Origin of the sequence: Janthinobacterium sp. YR213 (genome assembly GCF_900099875.1) — a bacterium.
Classification (GTDB): Bacteria; Pseudomonadota; Gammaproteobacteria; order Burkholderiales; family Burkholderiaceae_D; genus Janthinobacterium; species Janthinobacterium lividum.
Genome location: NZ_FNDA01000005.1, coordinates 427,549 through 446,359, shown reverse-complemented (window position 1 = coordinate 446,359; position 18,811 = coordinate 427,549). Strand labels below are relative to the sequence as shown.

Here is an 18,811-nt window from a genome sequence, read left to right as displayed (position 1 = left end):
ATGACTCGCATGTTCGCTCGCCACTTTTTTACCGCTTATTTTTACTTTAGCAATTCCAACCCAAAGGCGGTGGAGTAGCGGTCGGTTCACGTAGCAGCAAAACGAGATCCCAGCAAATTCTAAAAAACCGCCACTCATGGCGGTTTTTTTTTACCCAGATGTTTTACCCATCCTTAAATTTTGGAGAAAATGATGCCCCGCACCGATGATTTGCGTATTCGCGAAATGAAGGAATTGACCCCGCCGTCCCACCTGATCCGCGAATTTGCCTGCTCGGAGCAAGCCGAACAGACCGCTGCCAGCGCCCGCATTGCCCTGCACCGTATCCTGCATGGCCAGGACGACCGCCTGATGGTGGTGATTGGGCCTTGCTCCATCCACGATACCAAGGCGGCGATGGAATATGCGCGTCTGCTGGTCAAGGAGCGCGCGCGTTTCGCGGGCGAACTGGAAATCGTCATGCGCGTCTACTTCGAGAAGCCGCGCACCACGGTGGGATGGAAGGGCCTGATCAACGATCCGTACATGGACAACAGCTTCCGCATCAACGACGGCTTGCGCATGGCGCGCGAATTGTTGCGCGATATCAATGAGCTGGGTTTGCCGGCTGGCACCGAGTTCCTCGACGTGATCAGCCCGCAATACATCGCCGACCTGATCAGCTGGGGCGCCATCGGCGCGCGCACGACGGAATCGCAGGTGCACCGCGAGCTGGCGTCGGGGCTGTCCTGTCCGGTCGGCTTCAAGAATGGCACGGACGGCAATGTGAAGATCGCCGTGGAAGCCATCAAGGCCGCCTCGCAGCCGCACCATTTTCTTTCCGTCACGAAGGGCGGCCACTCGGCCATCGTCTCGACCAACGGCAACGAGGATTGCCACATCATCTTGCGCGGCGGGAAAACCCCGAACTATGACGCGGCCAGCGTGGACGAGGCGTGCAAGGCCATCGCGGCACAAGGCCTGGCGGCGCGCCTGATGATCGACGCCTCGCATGCGAATAGCTCGAAAAAACCGGAAAACCAGATCCCCGTGTGCGCCGACATCGCCAGCCAGGTGGCGGCGGGCGATGGCCGCATCGTTGGCGTGATGGTGGAATCGCACCTGGTGGCGGGACGCCAGGATTTGATCCCGGGCAAGGAATTGATCTATGGCCAGTCTGTCACGGATGGCTGCATCGACTGGAGCGCCAGCGTGGCCGTGCTGGAAAACCTGGCGGCGGCCGTGAAGCAGCGCCGCTTGCAGGGCGACGCGGAATAACGTGGCGCGCAGCATGAAAAAAAGCCCGGAAAGCTAAGCTTTCCGGGATTTTTCAGTTTTCAGCCGAGAGCAGATGCAATCAGCTTAGAACTTGTAGGAACCGCTCAGATAGAACTGGCGGCCCAGGGCGCTCGAGTACGATGGGTTGTAGCCCACTTGATGCGAACCCGTGTTGCGCAGTGTGAACGGCGGGTTGCGGTCGAACAGGTTCAGGATGCCGCCCGTGATTTCCACGTTCTTCAAAGGACGGTAAGCCGTCTGGAAGTCGAACGTGGTGTAGCTTGGCACTTCCAGCTGGATGCCATAGCATTCGCCAGGGCTGCCGGCCACGATGACGGCGCAGTCATCCGCCGTCTGTTCCTTGTCCGTGTAGCCGTTGCGGTAGCTGGCGCTCAGCGTATGCGTGAACTTGGCCGTCTCATACGTGGTGCTGGCGCGGATGATGTTGCGGAAGCTGACCTTGTCGTTCGAACCGTAGCGGTTCAGGCTGGTTTCCCATTGATCATCGGTGCCTGGCGTCGTGTAGCGCGAACGCAGCAGGTAGGTACCCATCAGGCGGCTCGTCAGGCGACCGTCCAGCAGCTTCATCTTGTGGGTGAAGTCGTAGTCGATACCGCGGTTTTCTACTTTGCCGATGTTGATAGGCAGCAGTTTGATGGCCAGCACATCCTTGCCCGTCGAGCTGATGTGCTTGGTGGTGAACAGGTTGGCGTACTTGGCTGGATCGTTGAAGATCAGGCCTTCCGACACGGCCGTCACCTGATCGCGGATTTCCACGTTCCACAGGTCGAACGACATCGACAGGCTATCGATCGGTTCGAAGACGGTGCCGATGCTCCACTGTTTCGACGTTTCCGGCTTCAGGTCAGGATTGCCGCCCTGGAAGGCTTCAAACTGCTGGCGTCCCACGCCACTGCAGTAGCTGGCCAGCGGATGTCCGCCCATGCCGTTGGCTGCAGTCAGCGGGCATTGATAGTTACCACCGGTAACACCCCAGTCTTCCAATGGACCAGCGATTTCCTGCATGCTGGCAGCGCGGAAGCCGGTGCCGGCAGCAGCGCGGAACATCAGATTCTTGGCGGCCGAGTATTTGCCGCTGACTTTCCAGGTGGTGGCGTTTTCTTTCTTGCCAACCGTCTTGCCCGTCAGCTTGTCATCGATGGCGCCGATCTGGTCATAACGCAGCGAGCCCGTCATTTCCAGTTTCTTCGAGATCGGCAGCATCAGTTCGGCATACGCGCCGGCGTTGTCGCGTGCGTATTCGCTGTCGACTTGCTGATTGTCAAACAGGATCTGCGCCTGCTTGGCGACGTCCGCCTGTTGCACCTTGTACGAGGTGTTGCGGTAGTCGGCGCCGATACCCAGCATCGCGGTGCCGCCTGGCAGCGAGAATACAGGACGCGAAGCGCGGCCGTCGATGCCCTTCATTTCCACGGTCTGCGTGTTGTAGGTGCCGCTGAAGCCGGTGCCCAGCAGGGCCTGGCGCATGGAATCGGGCATGCTGCCGACGGGGTAGGCGAATGGGTCGATATTGCCGGCAGCCACTTGCGCGTCAAACTTGTCCGACAGCGGGAAGCCGCTGACGTAGTCTTGCGTCTGCTTGTTTTTCGAGTACGTCACCGCCGAGTTGATATCCCAGCCGAACGCGTTGCCATCGATGCCGGCGACGATGTGGGTGGCCTTGGTGCCATAGTCATATACGCGGTTGCCCATTTCCGACAGGCGGTATTTGGCGATGGCGCCCGTGGCGTTGGCCAGTTGTTCCGGCGTCAGCCCCGGTGCCAGGTATTTATTGAACAGCGGCGAGCCGACGGGGACCGAGAAGTCGGCCGGATACGGCGCGATGCTGGCGATGATGCGCGCTTCCGTATAGGCCAGGTCATAGAAGCCCTGGAAGCCTGTATTGCCCAGCTTGACGCTACCGGAGCTGAACAGCGAGTCGCGCTTCGATTCCGGATTGATTTCGATGGTCGATGGCGAATCGAAATAGCAGTTACCGTCGCCATAGAAGTCCATATTGCTGGCGGCGCATTTGCCGCCGTTGGCCAGCGCATAGGGATTCAGGTTGACGGACTTGCTGACGGTCTTGCCTGTGGCAGGGTCGATGGCGTTGTAATCGACGGTGGCGTTGGCTGGCGCGGAGCGCGAGGACCCATTGATGAACTGCAATTTCTGGCCGTTTTTCGGGTCCGTGAAATTGATGATGCCGCTCTTGGCGAAGCTGCGCTGCGATGCTTTCAGCGATTTTTGCTCGTCATGGCTGGCCGACACGAAGATGCTGTAACCGTCGTCGTCGATGTCGCCGAAGCCCTTGCTGATCGAGAACGAGTTGCTGGCGCCGCCCGATTCTTCAGGACGCGAGTACTTGGCGTTGATTTCCAGCGGCGATGCGCCTTTTTTCAGGATGAAGTTGACCACGCCGGCGATGGCGTCGGCGCCATACAGGGCCGAGGCGCCGTCGGTCAGCACTTCCACGCGTTCGATGGCCGACAGCGGAATCGAGTTCAGGTCGATGGTGGTGCCCGAATTGGACGGCGCAATGCGGCGGCCGTTCAGCAGCACCAGCGTGTAGGCTGCACCGATATCGTGGATCGATGCCGTGGTGACGCCGCCACCGCCGCCGCCCACCGAATCGGCGGCCACGGAGAAGCCCTGCATCGCGGGGATTTGCTGGATGAAATCGGTGACCGTGCTGACGCCAGTTTTCTTGATGTCTTTCTGGTTGAACGATTGCACCGGCAGCGACGCTTCGGAAGCGATGCGCTTGATGCTCGAACCGGTGACTTCCACGCGCTGCATGGTGCCATCTGTTGTTTCTTGTGCATACGCGGCGTGCATGCTCAGGGCCATGCCGCCTGCAAACATCAGGCGCAGCGACCGCGATATTACATTTTCTATCATCATCTGAAATTCCTTGTTATTGTGATAAAGGCGGCAATTATTTTGAAATAACTTGTTGCTAACCAACAATTTATTTGCCTTTTTGAAAATCCACCAATGAAAATTCTGTAAATTTTCAGGGTCCTCATCAAAACATTCACGATTCAGATTGTCAATTTCGCGCGGACTTTTTGGACGAAATGCAACATTTCCCTGTTTTTTTTATAATCCTTCAGTAATAAAGTATCGCGAACCCTTGTCAGACTTGCTCAGATGCGTAAAATAAAACGGCGCACATCATCGCTGATGGCGCCGCTTTTCTGTTGCTGGTACGCTGTTGCCAGCGCTGCCTGTTTTATTTGCCGATCTGAATTTCTCCCCTTAAAACGTATAGCTGCCGCGCAGGTACCAGGCGCGCCCGATCGGGTCCGTATAGCGCGGGTCATAGCCTTTCTGGAACAAGGTGCCCTGGTTCGAAAACGGCGGCTCCTTGTCCAGCAGGTTCTTCACGCCGGCCGTCAGCAGCAAGCCTTTCCAGGCATAGCTGCCCGACAGCCCAAGCAGGCTGTACGAGGGCACATCGTGCCGGTATGGCGGCGCGACCAGATTCTGGTCCGTGTAGCCGGACTTGAACGATTGCGACAATGTGGCGCCCCAGTTACCCTTGCGCCAGTTCAGCGCCGCCGTATGCTTCCAGCGAAACACGGGATTGTTGTCCGCATAGCGGCCCACGTTGGCGATGAAGGCGCCGCCGCGCTCGTTCTGGTAGTCGTACTTGCGGGTCCACGTGCCGTCGACCGATACGCTGACATCGCCATACTCGCCGCGTCCCAGCCGCGCATTCAGGCTGACGTCGATGCCGTCCGTTTTCACTTCGCCGAGGTTGTCGTTCAGGTCGAGAATGGCGTAGGGCGAACCGTCGGGATTGCGCAGGAACAAGGCCTTGTATTTCTCATAGTTGCCGAAGATCGATTGCTCGGGCAAGGATGCAATCTTGTCCTTCAGATGGATGTTCCAGTAATCGATGGCCACCGTCACTTCCTTCACCGGTTCGAGCACCAGGCCGAAGGCGAAGGTGGTGGATTTTTCCGGTTTCAGGTTTTCATTGCCGCCTTGTAGCTTGAACTGCTGCAAGTCGCAATCGCGCAAGGGATTGGCACCGGGCTGCGGCACGCCACCGGGGCACAAGATCGGGTCGTCATAGCTATCGTTGGTATCGTTCTTCGACGGCGGCGCATTCTTTTCAAACAGGGTGGGGGCGCGGAAACCCGTGCTGGCCGAGCCGCGCAGCACCAGCGCGCTGCTGGCCTGGTAGCGCAGGGCCAGCTTGGGATTGGTGGTGCTGCCCACGTCGCTGTAATGGTCGAAACGGGCGGCCAGCTGCACTTCCAGGTCCTTGATCAGTGGCAAGTTGATTTCGCCGAAGACGGCCTGGATCGTCCGCGCGCCGCTCTTCGACAGCGAGCCGGACAAGCCGGAACTGGCGGCCTGGCCGGCGATATCGCGGTTCACGTTGAAGTCGGCCTTTTCGCGCCGCACTTCGCCGCCGAGCGCGATGGCCAGCGGGCCGCCGGCCAGCTGCATCAGATCGCGGCTGCCCTTCAGGTCGACACCCGTGGTGGTGACCTTGGCGTTCTGCACTTCGCCGCGCAGGGCCGTGCTGGCCAGGTAAGCCTTGCCGGCCGCATCCTGCACGCCAAACGGGTTCAGGATGCCGTTCAGCACGCCAGCGGCAAAGCCCGCATCCTGCACATAGCCGTTCGTAAACTTTTCCGACGACTTGCTGATCGCATGGCTGAGCGCCGTCTTGTAATCCCAGCCCGCCAGTTCGCCTTCCAGCGCCAGCACCAGGCGGTCGGCCTTGCCGGTGGAATCGATTTGCCGCTGGCCTGCCTCGACGGGCCGCCAGTTGACGCTCAGGGGCTGGCCCGACAAGCCTGGCTGGGCTGGCACGCCACCCGCATTGCCCGGATAGTAGGGGCTGGTGCTGGGCAGGATCAAGCCCGTTTGCGGCGGCGGCGCCGTGCGCGCCTTGACCTTGTTTTCCGAATGCAGATATTCCAGCGTGGCCAGGTGGTTGCCACCGAGCTTGAAGGCGCCCTTGCCGAAGAACGCCAGTTGTTGCTGGGCCGGCAAGTCGTCAATCTGGCGCGTGTAATCCTGGCGGCAAGTGCCATTCGCCGGCACGGCCGGCACCGACAGCGGCGGCAGACAGCCGCTGGCCGCGTAGGGGTTGCCAGCCAGGCCGTCGCCGCCGTTGGCCGCCGCATCGAAGTAATTGCCGGGGAAAGTCGTGCCGCTGGTGATGGACAGGCCGCGCGAGGGAACGATGCCGGTGGCCGAGAAGGCGCGGTCTTGCGACGTCAGCACTTTTTGCTTGTGATAGTCGAGCACGCCAAAAATATTGTAGCCATCGGTGTCGAGCTCGCCATAGCCCGTCGACAGGTTGATGCGGTGCTCGCCGCCGCCCTTGTGCTGTGGGGCAACGACCTCGGCGGTGATATTCGTGACGTTGACGGAGCGCTTCGTGATGAAATTGATGACGCCGCCGATGGCGTCCGTGCCGTAGATGGCCGAGGCGCCGTCGCGCAGCACTTCGACCCGTTCCAGGGCGGCGATGGGAATGATGTTCAGGTCGACACTGGCACCGTCATACGGATGGTTGGCGATGCGCCGGCCATTGAGCAGCACCAGCGTCTTGTCGCCGCCCAGGCCGCGCAAGTCGGCGCTGGCCTGGCCGCCCGTGGGCAAGCCGCTGGTATTGCCGCCGACGGCATTGCCGCTGCCCATGCTCGACGCATTCGAGGGGATTCTGCCCAGCACTTCCTGGGCCGTCGTCAAGCCCTGCTTGGCGAAATCCTCGGCCTTGAAGATGGACAGGGGCGTCGCCGTTTCCGAGACGAGGCGCTTGATGGAGGAACCGGTGACTTCGACTCTTTGCATGGTGGGCGTGCCGGCTGCGTCGGTTTCCTGCGCCATGGCCGCATGGCCAAACGCGCCGAGCAAGGCTGCGCACAGCAGGCGCAAGGTAGGGGAGGGACTGCGGGTTTGCGTCATCTGACACTCCTGTGGCATGGTCATGGGCCAAGTGGCTTGCAAGGGAGTTTTACAGGCGCGCAGGAGATAAGGTTTGCGCTGGCGCAATAGGCGTGTGGATGAGTGAACTGGCGCCACAGTCGCCGACGAAAAAAAAGGCGGTGATTGCTCACCGCCTCGCGTCAGGATGCCTGTGCCAGCTTAAAAGAACTTGTAGCTGGCGCCCAGTTTGAAGTAGCGGCCGATGGCGCCGCTGGCATCCATCGGGTTGTAGCTCATGCCGCCGTAGGTCAGCGGGTCGAGCGGCGCGATCTTGTCGGTCACGTTGTTGATCGAGGCAAACAGTTGCAACTGTTTGTTGACGTTCCAACGGGAGGACAAGTCGAGCGTGGTGAACGAGGCGAGCTTGCAACCGTTTGGCGCCGGTGTGCCGTTCGCCAGTTTGGAAGCGCAAGGGTCGCCTTCAAACTTGATATTTTTCATGTCCGAACGGTAGTTCAGCACGCCGCTGACGTTCCAGTTGCCCAGGTCCCACGAGCCGGTGAGATTGATCTTGTCCTTCGGCGTGCCGGCGCAGTTGGAGGTATCGCAATTGCCGTGCGTGCCGGCGAACTGGTAGCGCACAGTGGACGACTCGGCCCGCACCCATGAGGCGATGTGGGTCCAGGTCAGGCCGAACGTGGCGCGGCCGTAGTCGCCCAGGCGCACGCGCTGCTTGACGTCCAGGTCGATACCCTTGATCTCCGTAAAGCTGGAGTTGCGGTACGGTGCCTTGGTGATCAGCAAAGTACCCGTGTTCGGCGTGACGACGCCATTGATGGTCAGGTTGTTGTCGGAACGGATGGCGGTCGGCAGGGCGGCCGCTTCGTTGTACGGCAGCGGATTGATCTCGTTTTCACGCTTGATTTTCCAGGCATCGAGCGACAGGCTGGTATCGTTGAACGGATCCCACACCAGGCCCAGGGTGTAGCCCTTGGATTTTTCCGGCTTGAGGCTGGGGTCGCCGACCTTGACGGCCGCCACTTGCAGTTCGCAGTCGCTGGCATTGGCACCCGGCAGGCGGTTGCCACCAGGGCAGCGCACGGGATCGGTCACGGTCGAGGTACCCGTGGATTGCGAATCGGCATTGCTTTCGGCGGGGCCTGGGGCGCGGAAGCCTTCCGAATACGTGCCGCGCACGGCGAAGGTTTTCAGCGGCGTCCACTTGGCGCCCAGTTTCGGCGTGGTCGACGAGAAACGGTCGTATTTGTCGTAACGCAAGGCCCCCGATAGTTCCACCGTCTTGATCATGGGTGCCAGCACTTCGAGGAACACGGCCGAGACCTTGCTGGCGCCCTTGGCCGCCACGTAACTGGCGTTGATGGAGCCGTCTTCCGTGCCCGTCAGGGAGGGATTGTCGAGCTTGTCGCGACGGTGTTCCGCGCCCACGGCCAAGCCCAGGGCACCGCCCGGCAACTGCATCAGTTCGCGCGTGGCCTTGACGTCGATGATGTCGAGCTTGGTCGTGGAATCGGAGGTGGCGTTCGTTACCATGGCCGCGTACAGCGAGGCGGGATTCTTGTTTGCCTGCGCCCCGATGTAGTATGGGAAATACGGGTTTTTTGGACTGGAATCGCCCAGGGCATCCCTGACAACGGCCATGTTCAGCATGTTGCTGTAATCGAGGTGCAGCTTCGATTCCGAATGCGTATAGCCGGCATCGTAGTCCCAGCCCATGGCGTTGCCCTTGACGCCGAGCACGATGCGGTTGAACTCGTTGTTGGCCTTGCGCGTGCTGGGGCCGACGTCGAAAGCCTGGTAGCGCACGCGCACCGGCACACCATACGGATTTTGCGGGTGGTTGGCCGCCAGCACGATGCTGGTGCCGCTGCCGCTAGCGTAGTTGATGACGCCCGCCTTGTTGCCGGCATTCGGCGGGAAGGCGACGGTGGGCGTGACCGATGGCGGGATCATGGTGAACGCCGTATCGCGTTTCGAGTAGCCCGCTTCCGCATATACCTGGGTGTCGGCATTGACTTGCCAGGTACCGCGCGTGTACAGGTTGACCGATTCGATCTTAGGCTGCATCGAACGGAACTGGTCGTGGTGCCACACGCAGCCGCCTTTCGGATCTTGCGGCGAAGACACGGACAAGGTGGAGCAACCGGGCAGGGAGACATAGTTGTTGGTGACGGGGTCGCGGATCAAGCCAGTCGGCGCGGCATTCGCATCGTTGTTGCTATTGATGTAGCCGCCGGCGAACTGGGTGTTGATCGCATAGCCATACGGGCGCAGGTCGCCCTTGCCTATCCATTTGCGACCGGCGCGGTCGCTGTTCATCAGCATGTCCGATTTGCTGTATTCGGCATTGACGACGAAGTTGAATTTATCCGTATCCAGGTTGCCTTTGCCGAAGGTCAGCGAGGCGCGGTGCTGTTTGGCGTCGCTGTCGCCGGAGATGCCCGTGTCGCCCTTCAGGGTCAGGCCTTCGAAGTCCTTGCGCAGGATGATGTTGACGACGCCGGCGATGGCGTCCGCGCCGTAGGTGGACGAAGCGCCATCCTTGAGGATTTCGATGCGTTCGACGATCTGCATCGGCACGGTGGACAGGTCGGTAAAGCTCTTCTGGCCGTCGTCGGCGCGCGCGAACGGGGCCATGCGGCGGCCATTGAGCAAGACCAGGGTCGAGGTGGCACCCAGGCCGCGCAGCGAGATGGCCGTGGAACCGGCGGCAAAACCGTTGCCGAAGCCCGTCGGCAGGGAGCCGGCGCCATCGGCGGTGAGGGTTTGCAGGTATTCGGCGACGGTGGCCTTGCCCGATTTCATCAAGTCGTCGCGGGTGATCAGCTGTACCGGCGATGCGGTCTCGGCCGTGGCCCGTTTGATGCTCGAGCCGGTAATTTCCACACGTTGCACATTGGCGTCTTGCGCCATTGCCGGCGCAGCCATCATGCCAAGGCCGAGCGCTGCTACGCTACCCGAAAAAATCAGGCGTACGGAGCGGGATATCACTGTTTCCATCATCATTCTCTGAACTCCGAAAGTAAGCTCGGCTGGCCTTCGTGCGGCACAGCTTTGCCAGGGTGATAAAGATTGCTGCGTCGGCAATCGCTGTGGATAAGGCGGCATTTTTATAAGTGCCGTCATCGATAAGACCACTTGCCGAGAAACCTTGTCAACGCGCACACATGCTCTTTCAGCATGGAAACAACAGTGTTTTTTATAATGTTGATGTGTTTCAATATGTGCAATTATTTTAATGTTGCACTGCGCCGCATATTTTCCGTACTGCCATAAAAACCGTTGTCATTCTGGGCCGTAAGGGTTTCTACCAAGTCGGTTTTTCATGGTGGTGAGCCGCCTTTGTTGCACTGCGGAAGATTTCCTCCACGAGGCAGGCGGGCGTGGCTGCGTGCCACGCCCTTGCTGCGGCTTTTCGCCCGGCGAACAAAATATGCGTTATCGTTACGCCTTTTTCCAGCTCGCCTGCATGCGGACGGGACGGACGATGAACAAGGCATAGATCTTGCGAGGATGGACTGGTTTTGGTGGTGGAATCCTGTATCCCAGGGGGAAGCCAGTACAAGCGCACCAATACGGTGCGACAGATAATCGAGATGAAGGGTATTACATGAAGTCACCATGGATGCGGCGCGTGGCGCTGCTCGCCTGCCTGGCCACCCTGCCGCTGGCGGCCGTTGCCGCCGATGCCCCAAGCGCCGCGGCCGCGCCGGTCAAAACCTTGCGCTATATCCTGCCGGCCGCCGAGACGGGCTTCGATCCGGCCACCGCGCGCGACCTGTATTCGAACCACATCACGCAGGCCGTCTTCGACACCCTGTACACCTACGATTACCTGGCGCGCCCCGTCAAGGTGGTGCCCGGCGCGGCCGCCGCCATGCCGGAAGTGTCGGCCGACGGCAAGACCTACACCATCCGTCTGAAAAAAGGCATCCTGTTCACGCCCGACGCCGCGTTTGGCGGCAAGCGCCGCGAACTGACGATGGCCGATTACGTGTATTCGTGGAAGCGACTGTTCGATCCGCGCCTCGCTTCGCCGCACAGCTGGCTGTTTGAAGGCAAGGTGGTGGGGCTGGATGACCTGGCCAAGGAAGCGGCCAAGGCGAACAAGCTGGACTTCAACAAGAAGGTGGCCGGCCTGGAAATCCTCGACCCGTACACCTTGCGCATCACGCTGACCAAGACGGATTTCAATTTCCCCATGATCCTCGCCTACGTGCCGACAGCCGCCGTGGCGCGCGAAGTGGTGGACAAATACGGCGACGTGAAGGGCGAAGTAGGCTCGAATCCCGTCGGCACCGGCTACTACACCCTGGGTGAATGGACGCGCGGCAACCGCATCGTCCTGAGCCGCAATCCGCAACACTTGCCGGAAACGTGGAATTTCATGGCCGGCGACGACCCGGACGACCAGCGCATCGTGCGCCAGATGCAGGGCAAGCGCATTCCAGCCATCGACCGCATCGAAATTTCCGTGATGATCGAAGACCAGTCGCGCTGGCTGTCCTTCCAGAGCGGCGGCACGGACGTGTTCTGGCTCGACGGCCCGCTGGCGCCGAAAGCATTGCTGAACGGCAAGCTGCGTCCCGAACTGGTGGAAAAGGGCGTGCAACTGTCGCGCCTGCTCGACCCCGAGATCAGCTATTACTACTGGAATATGGAAGACCCGACCCTCGGCGGCTTCAGCAAGGAAAAGATCGCCCTGCGCCGCGCCATTGCCATGGCGCACAATATCGATGAAGAAATCCGCATCATCTGGAATGGCCAGGCCAAGCGCCTCGACTATCCGATCCCGCCCGGCGTCGTCGGCTACGATCCGCACTACAAATCCCTGCTGCAATACGATCCCGTGCTGGCGAACAAACTGCTGGATAAATTCGGCTACAAGAAGGGCGCCGATGGCTGGCGTACTTTGCCGGACGGCAAGCCGCTGCTGATCCGCTACGCTTCGCGCAACGAAGCCAATGGCGTGCTGCAGGCGGAAATGTGGCGCAAGACCTACAACTCGCTGGGCATCCGCATGGAAAACGACCGCATGATCTTTTCCGACATTTTAAAAACGGAAAAGCAGTGCAAGATGCAGACGCGCACGGCGCCATGGCTGGCCGACTATCCGGACGGCGACAACTTCATGCAGCTGTTCTATGGTCCGAACACGCACCAGAACAACAATGGCTGCTACCAGGATCCGGAATACGACAAGTGGTACGCGGCCAGCCAGGCCATGCCTGCCAGCCCCGAGCGCGACGAGCTTTTCCACAAGATGGCGCGCCGCCTGGAAGTCAATGCGGGCGCGCTGATCGGCTATGCGCGCTACCGCAACATGCTGGCGCAAAAGTCGGTGCAGGGCTACAAGAAGCACCCGATCCTGTTCCAGGAATGGGCGTACATGGATATCGACAGCACGGGTACGCCGGTTGTTACTCCAGCTCCCGCCAGCAAATAAGCGCGGCTTATAACAACAAGGAATCATTATGTTTGCTTATATCCTGCGCCGCTTGTGGCAGATGCTGCCCACCATGCTGGGCGTGGTCCTGCTGGTGTTTATCCTGTTCAACTGGGTGGGCGGCGATCCCGCCTACATCCTGGCCGGCAAGATGTCTAGTGCGGAAAGCATCGCCAACATCCGCCGCCAGCTCGGTGTCGACCAGCCCTATTATGTGCAGCTGTGGATCTTCATCAAGCAGATCGTCACGTTTGACTTCGGCCAGAGCTGGGCCACGGGGGAATCCGTGTCGCACATCATCACGTCGCGCCTGGGGCCGTCGATGATGGTCTTAATCCCGCTGACCGTGCTGGAAACGTTTTTTGGCGTGGCGCTGGCGCTGGCCATCGCTTTCGTGCGCGGCTCGCTGACGGACCGCGCCGTCATGATCGCCTGCACGGTGGGCATGTCGATTTCCATCCTCGTCTACATCATCGTCTTCCAGTACGGCTTCGCCTATAAACTGGGCCTGTTCCCCGTGCAGGGCTGGGGTGACAGCTTCTGGGAAAACCTGCTGCGCTATTCCACCCTGCCTATCCTCATCGGCCTGGCCGTGTCGATTGCGCCGACCCTGCGCCTGTTCCGCACCTTCGTGCTGGACGAGGCCAACCAGGATTACGTGCGCACGGCGCGGGCCAAGGGCCTCAAGGAAGGCCGCATCATGTGGGTGCACGTGCTGCGCAACGCCGGCATCCCCATCATTACCTATGTGATGTCGAACTTGCCGGCCCTGCTGATCGGCGCTTTCCTGTTGGAACGCTTTTTCGGCATCCCCGGCATCGGGCGTGAAGTGATCCTGGCCGTCGAGCGCAGCGACTTTCCGGTGATCAAGGCGATCACCGTGTACGTTGCCGCCGCCACCATGCTCTTCAACCTGCTCACCGACCTGCTGTACCAGGCGGTCGATCCTCGCGTACAACTGAAGTAGAAAGAGACGATGTCGAAACCTCATACATCGCCCGGCCTGTGGGCCCTGGCGTGGCGCCGTTTGCGCGGCGACAAGATTGCAATGGTATCGCTGGCCGTGGTCGGCGCCTTTTTCCTGCTGGTGCTGGCGTCCGCCAGCGGCCTGGTCGCCTCGAACTGGGAAGACGAAGTGGCCGTCAGCTATGCGCCGCCCACGTTTGTGGGTGCCGACAGGGATGTCGCCGCCGATGGCGCGATGCCCGTGACGGACGAGCGCAGCGCACCCACCCCCGTCAACGTGCTCGACCCGCTGGCCGACGATATCGCCGAACTGCGCGCCCAGATGGGCAGTAATCCATCGGCTGGCGTCGAGATGTACGGCGTCACGGACCCGCTGGCCGACGACTTGACGGCCTTGCGCGCCGGCATGGGCAAGGCCAAGAAACTCGTCACGCACAAGGCGGCAACACTGCCGTTCGGCGCCGACAAGTGGGGCCATGACATCCTGCAGAAAACCGTCAAGGGCGGCGAGACATCGATCGTCGTGGGCCTGGTGGCGGCCTTGCTGGCCGTCGTGCTGGGCACGATTTTTGGCGCCGTGTCCGGCTACTTTGGCGGCGTCGTCGATGACTTCTTCAACTGGTTCTACAGCATCTTCACGTCGATCCCGTCCATCCTGATGATCTTGACGGTGGCGGCCGTGCTGCAGCAGAAGGGCGTGCTGACCATCGTGCTGATCCTGGGCTTGACGGGCTGGACGGGGCCGTACCGCTTGATCCGCGCCGAATACATCAAGCACAAGGCGCGCGAATACGTGATGGCGGCCGACGCGATTGGCGCTTCGCACTGGCGCAAGATGTTTTCCCACATCTTCCCGAACGTCAGTCACGTTGCCTTGGTGCAAATGTCGATTCTGGTCGTGGGCTTCATCAAGGCGGAAGTGATCTTGAGCTTCCTCGGCTTTGGCGTGCCGGTGGGTACCGTCTCGTGGGGCAGCATGCTCAACGAGGCACAAAATGAACTGATCCTGGGCAAATGGTGGCAGCTGACAGCCGCCGCCACGGCGATGGCCGTGCTGGTGACGGCGTTCTCGCTGTTTACCGATGCCTTGCGCGATGCGCTCGACCCCAAAGTGAAATAGGAGTTGCTCATGGACCAGAATAACCTGTTGGAAGTGCGCGACCTGCGCGTCACCTTCCGCCTGGACAAGAAGACCACGTTCGAAGCCGTCAAGGGCATCTCGTTCAACGTGCCGCGCAACAGCACCGTCGCGCTGGTGGGAGAATCGGGTAGCGGCAAGTCCGTCAGTTCGCTGGCTGTGATGGGCTTGTTGCCGCCGGATAACACCATCATCGATCCCGCCTCGAGCATCCATTTTGGCGGGCGCGATCTGCTCAAACTGTCGATCGCCGAGCGGCGCACCATGTGCGGCAAGGATATCTCGATGATCTTTCAGGAGCCGATGTCGTCCCTGAACCCCGTGTTTACGGTCGGGTTCCAGATCGCCGAAGTGTTGCGCCAGCATATGGGCATGAACCGCAAGCAGGCGCGTGCGCGCACGCTGGCGCTGCTCGAGGAAGTGGGCATACCCGACCCGGCCACCAAGATCGACGCCTACCCGAGCCAGATGTCGGGCGGGCAGCAGCAGCGCGTGATGATCGCCATGGCGATCGCCTGCGAACCGAAGCTCTTGATCGCGGACGAGCCAACAACGGCGCTCGACGTGACGATCCAGAAGCAGATCATGGACTTGATCGCGGCGCTGCAAAAGAAGCATCAGATGTCCGTGCTGTTCATTACCCACGACCTGGGCCTGGTGGGCGAGATCGCCGACCAGGTGATCGTCATGCGCCACGGCGAAGTGCGCGAGACGGGGGAGGTGCGGCAAGTGTTTGAAGCGCCGCAAGACAGTTATACCAAGGCCCTGCTGCATTGCCGCCCATCGCTGGACGAGCGCCCATGGCGCCTGCCCGTCATCGCCGACTATATGGACGGCAAGGCGGGCCCCGGCATCGAGGTGAAACAGCGCACGCGCGGCTACACGCCCGGTGACGAACCCGTGCTGGTGGTGAATAACTTGAGTAAAAGTTTTTACACGCGCGAGGGACTGTTCGGCAAGCGCGAATTCCAGGCCGTCAAGGATGTGTCGTTCACTTTGCCGCGCGGCAAGACGCTGGGCGTGGTGGGCGAGTCCGGCTCCGGCAAGACGACGGTGGGCTTGACCCTGCTTCGCCTGCACCAGGCAACGGGCGGCACGGCCATGTTCCACGGCAAGGACCTGATCGCCATGCCGAACAGGGAATACCTGCCGTACAAGCGCCGCATCCAGATCATCTTCCAGAATCCGTACGCGTCGCTGAACCCGCGCTTCACGGTGGGGCAGATCCTGCTGGAACCGATGCGCATCCACAAGATCGGCGCGACCGACCAGGAGCGCATCGCCAAGGCCTACTGGCTGCTCGATAAGGTCGGCTTGCCGGAGCAGGCCTTCCACCGCTATCCGCACGAGTTTTCCGGCGGCCAACGCCAGCGCATCGCCATCGCCCGCTGCCTGACCATGCAGCCGGAAATCCTCGTCTGCGACGAATCCGTGTCGGCGCTGGACGTGTCGGTGCAGGCGCAGGTGCTCAATCTGCTGCAGGACTTGCAGGATGAATTCGGCCTGTCGTACATCTTCATCTCGCACGATTTGTCGGTGGTCAAATACATCGCCGACCAGGTGATGGTGATGCACAAGGGGCAAGTGGTGGAACTGGCCGATTCGGACGAGCTGTACCGCAATCCCGTGCATCCGTACACGCGCACTTTGCTCAGCGCCATACCGAAGGGCGTGCAGTTGTAAGGGGCTTTTTACGGTAAGATAGCGGCCATGCCCAACCTCATTTATCTGCTCGAACATTACGGTGTCCTGATTGTCTTTGGCATCGTGCTGGTGGAGCAGCTCGGCCTGCCGATTCCCGCCTTTCCCATCCTCGTGGTGGCGGGCGCGCTGGCAGTCGATGGCGACATGAATGGGGGGCTGGTGCTGGCCGCCGCGCTGGGTGCCTGCCTGATCAGCGACTTCACGTGGTTCCGCGCGGGCCGCCATTTCGGCAAGCGCATCCTGCGGCTGCTGTGCCGCATCTCGCTGTCGCCCGATTACTGCGTCAGCCAGACAGAAGACAAATTCAAGCGCTGGGGCCCGAAAGCCCTGATCGTCTCCAAATTCGTGCCGGGTTTCAATACCGTGGCCGCGCCCATGTCGGGCGCGCTGGGCACGCCGCCGGGCCTGTTCTTCCTGTACGCGGGCCTGGGCGCCCTGCTGTGGACCGGCACGGGCATCGTCGTCGGCGTGATTTTCCATGCCAGCGTGCAGCAGGTGCTCGACTTGCTCAGCACCATGGGCAGCACGGCCTTGCTGATGCTGGCCACCTTGCTGGGCTTGTTCCTGCTGTACAAATTCCTCGAACGCCGGCGTTTCCGCCAGGCCTTGCAGATCGAACGCATCGGCATCGATGAATTGCTCGAACTCATAGAGCAGGGCGCGGAGCCGCTGATGGTCGACGCGCGCAGCGCCACGGCGCAGGCGCTGGAACCGGCCGTGCCGGGCGCCTTGTTCTTCAATGGCAAGGAACCCGTGCCAGCCATGATCGCCATGGACAAGGACCGCCACATCATCGTGTATTGCAGCTGTCCCAACGACGTGACGGCCGCGCAGGTGGCCAAGCTGCTGCACCAGCACGGCTTTCACCGGGCCAAGCCCCTGCATGGCGGCCTCGATGCGTGGAATGCCGCCTACCGCTCGGACCAGCCGGCGCCCGCCAGCCTGCTGGGCGAAGGCTTGCCGTCCTGATCCGGGCTGCCGCCGGCACGCCAGGCTGGCGGTAAGACCCGCAATAAAACCGGTAGTAATAATACGAAAACACCTTTGCGGCGCCGCCAGGACGGGAGCGCCGCACCGCCGCCGCCGCGTACAAAGCGCCTTTGCGCAAACTCCGGCATACTCTGTTTTCAAGGCGACTCCTGCTGCTGTGCAGCATGCTTTTCGCGTGCCTGGCGAGTGCAAGCACTTACTATAAATCATTGTTTCTAAGCAATTTTTGTGCTGCCTGTTGCATTTGGAGTGGAACTACCAATAAAGGCTTGTTTTGATGTACTTAAACTACAAACTTTGCTTGCCTCCGGGCGCATTCATCCTTTAAGCTTGGCGTCCCATGCGTCCCACTTCATCATTTAAAATCATGAGCGCTTCGTCTTCTCCCGTACTGCCGACTTCCGCCTTCGCCGATGGACCGCGCCTGCTGGCCGACGTGGGCGGCACCAATGCCCGTTTCGCCCTGGAAGTGGCCGCCGGCCACATCACCCTGGTGGAAGTGTTGCCCTGTGCCGATTACCCGAGCCTGTCCGCCGCCCTGCAAGCCTACCTGGCCCTGCCGCACATCGCCGCCGCCGGCGGGCAAGCCGTGCGCCATGCCGTGATTGCCATCGCCAATCCGGTCGACGGCGATTTCCTCAGCATGACGAACCATCACTGGTCGTTCTCGATCCGCGCCATGCGCGACGAGTGCGGTTTCACGACCCTGGACGTGGTCAACGATTTCACGGCCCTGGCGCGCGCCTTGCCCCAGCTGTCGAACGAGCAAAAGCACCAGGTGGGCGCCGGCACGGCCCGTCCGAACACGGCCATCGGCCTGATCGGCGCCGGCACGGGCCTGGGCGTGTCTGGCCTGATCCCGTCGCACGGCGGCTGGATCGCCCTGCAAAGCGAGGGCGGCCACGTCAGCTTCGCGCCGTTCAATGAAGTGGAAGTGAGCATTCTGCAATTTGCCTGGCGCGAATACGAGCACGTTTCGGCCGAGCGCCTGATTTCCGGCGATGGCCTGGAACTGATCTACCGCGCCCTGGCCGACCGCGCCGGCGTGCCGGCGGAAGACTTGCCGGCGGCGGAAATCACGCGCCGCGCGCTGGCTGGCGAGTCCCAGCTGTGCGACGACGTCATCGAAGCATTCTGCTGCATGCTGGGCACGGTGGCGGGCAACGTCGCCGTCACCCTGGGCGCGCTGGGCGGCATCTATATCGGCGGCGGCATCGTGCCACGCCTGGGCGCGCGTTTCGATCGCTCCGGTTTCCGCGCCCGCTTCGAGCGCAAGGGCCGTTTCGCCAATTATGTGTCGCAAGTGCCGACCTTCGTCATCACGGCGCAATACCCAGCTTTCCTGGGTGCATCGGCCATTCTCTCGGAGAAACTCGCCTCCCTGTGATATGCAG

The 18,811-nt window shown here is 61.1% G+C and carries 10 protein-coding genes; 7 read left to right on the top strand and 3 right to left on the bottom strand.

Annotated elements, in window-relative coordinates:
* The first annotated feature begins 192 nt into the window (after positions 1–192).
* On the top strand, positions 193–1,257 hold the full coding sequence (aroG, locus tag BLT98_RS23030) for a 3-deoxy-7-phosphoheptulonate synthase AroG (RefSeq protein WP_092612071.1): 1,065 nt from the start codon (positions 193–195) through the stop codon (positions 1,255–1,257).
* 84 nt (positions 1,258–1,341) lie between these two features.
* Here the strand turns inward: aroG and BLT98_RS23025 are convergent, their stop codons facing one another.
* The 3 genes from BLT98_RS23025 to BLT98_RS23015 all read right to left on the bottom strand — a co-directional run bounded on the left by BLT98_RS23025 (position 1,342) and on the right by BLT98_RS23015 (position 10,104).
* Positions 1,342–4,161, bottom strand: a complete 2,820-nt coding sequence (locus BLT98_RS23025) for a TonB-dependent receptor (protein ID WP_092611800.1) — start codon at positions 4,159–4,161, stop codon at positions 1,342–1,344.
* Between the two features lie 357 nt (positions 4,162–4,518).
* Positions 4,519–7,194: a TonB-dependent receptor gene (locus tag BLT98_RS23020; protein WP_092611797.1), complete on the bottom strand. Its 2,676-nt coding sequence runs from the start codon at positions 7,192–7,194 to the stop codon at positions 4,519–4,521.
* A 180-nt stretch (positions 7,195–7,374) separates the two neighbouring features.
* Positions 7,375–10,104, bottom strand: a complete 2,730-nt coding sequence (locus BLT98_RS23015) for a TonB-dependent receptor (RefSeq protein WP_244517649.1) — start codon at positions 10,102–10,104, stop codon at positions 7,375–7,377.
* Positions 10,105–10,783: 679 nt separating this feature from the next.
* Here BLT98_RS23015 and BLT98_RS23010 point away from each other — a divergent pair.
* The 6 genes from BLT98_RS23010 (at position 10,784) to BLT98_RS22985 (ending at position 18,804) form a co-directional block, all read left to right on the top strand.
* On the top strand, positions 10,784–12,619 hold the full coding sequence (locus BLT98_RS23010) for an ABC transporter substrate-binding protein (RefSeq protein WP_244517647.1): 1,836 nt from the start codon (positions 10,784–10,786) through the stop codon (positions 12,617–12,619).
* A 28-nt stretch (positions 12,620–12,647) separates the two neighbouring features.
* On the top strand, positions 12,648–13,586 hold the full coding sequence (locus tag BLT98_RS23005) for an ABC transporter permease (protein WP_034782513.1): 939 nt from the start codon (positions 12,648–12,650) through the stop codon (positions 13,584–13,586).
* 9 nt (positions 13,587–13,595) lie between these two features.
* Positions 13,596–14,705, top strand: coding sequence for an ABC transporter permease (locus tag BLT98_RS23000; RefSeq protein ID WP_034782514.1), 1,110 nt, complete (start codon positions 13,596–13,598; stop codon positions 14,703–14,705).
* A gap of 9 nt (positions 14,706–14,714) precedes the next feature.
* Positions 14,715–16,406, top strand: coding sequence for an ABC transporter ATP-binding protein (locus tag BLT98_RS22995; RefSeq protein ID WP_092611791.1), 1,692 nt, complete (start codon positions 14,715–14,717; stop codon positions 16,404–16,406).
* Between the two features lie 27 nt (positions 16,407–16,433).
* Positions 16,434–17,396, top strand: coding sequence for a VTT domain-containing protein (locus BLT98_RS22990; protein WP_092611788.1), 963 nt, complete (start codon positions 16,434–16,436; stop codon positions 17,394–17,396).
* Between the two features lie 388 nt (positions 17,397–17,784).
* A complete protein-coding gene (locus tag BLT98_RS22985; RefSeq protein ID WP_034782520.1) occupies positions 17,785–18,804 on the top strand; it encodes a glucokinase in 1,020 nt (339 codons plus the stop codon).
* The last annotated feature ends 7 nt before the right edge of the window (positions 18,805–18,811 follow it).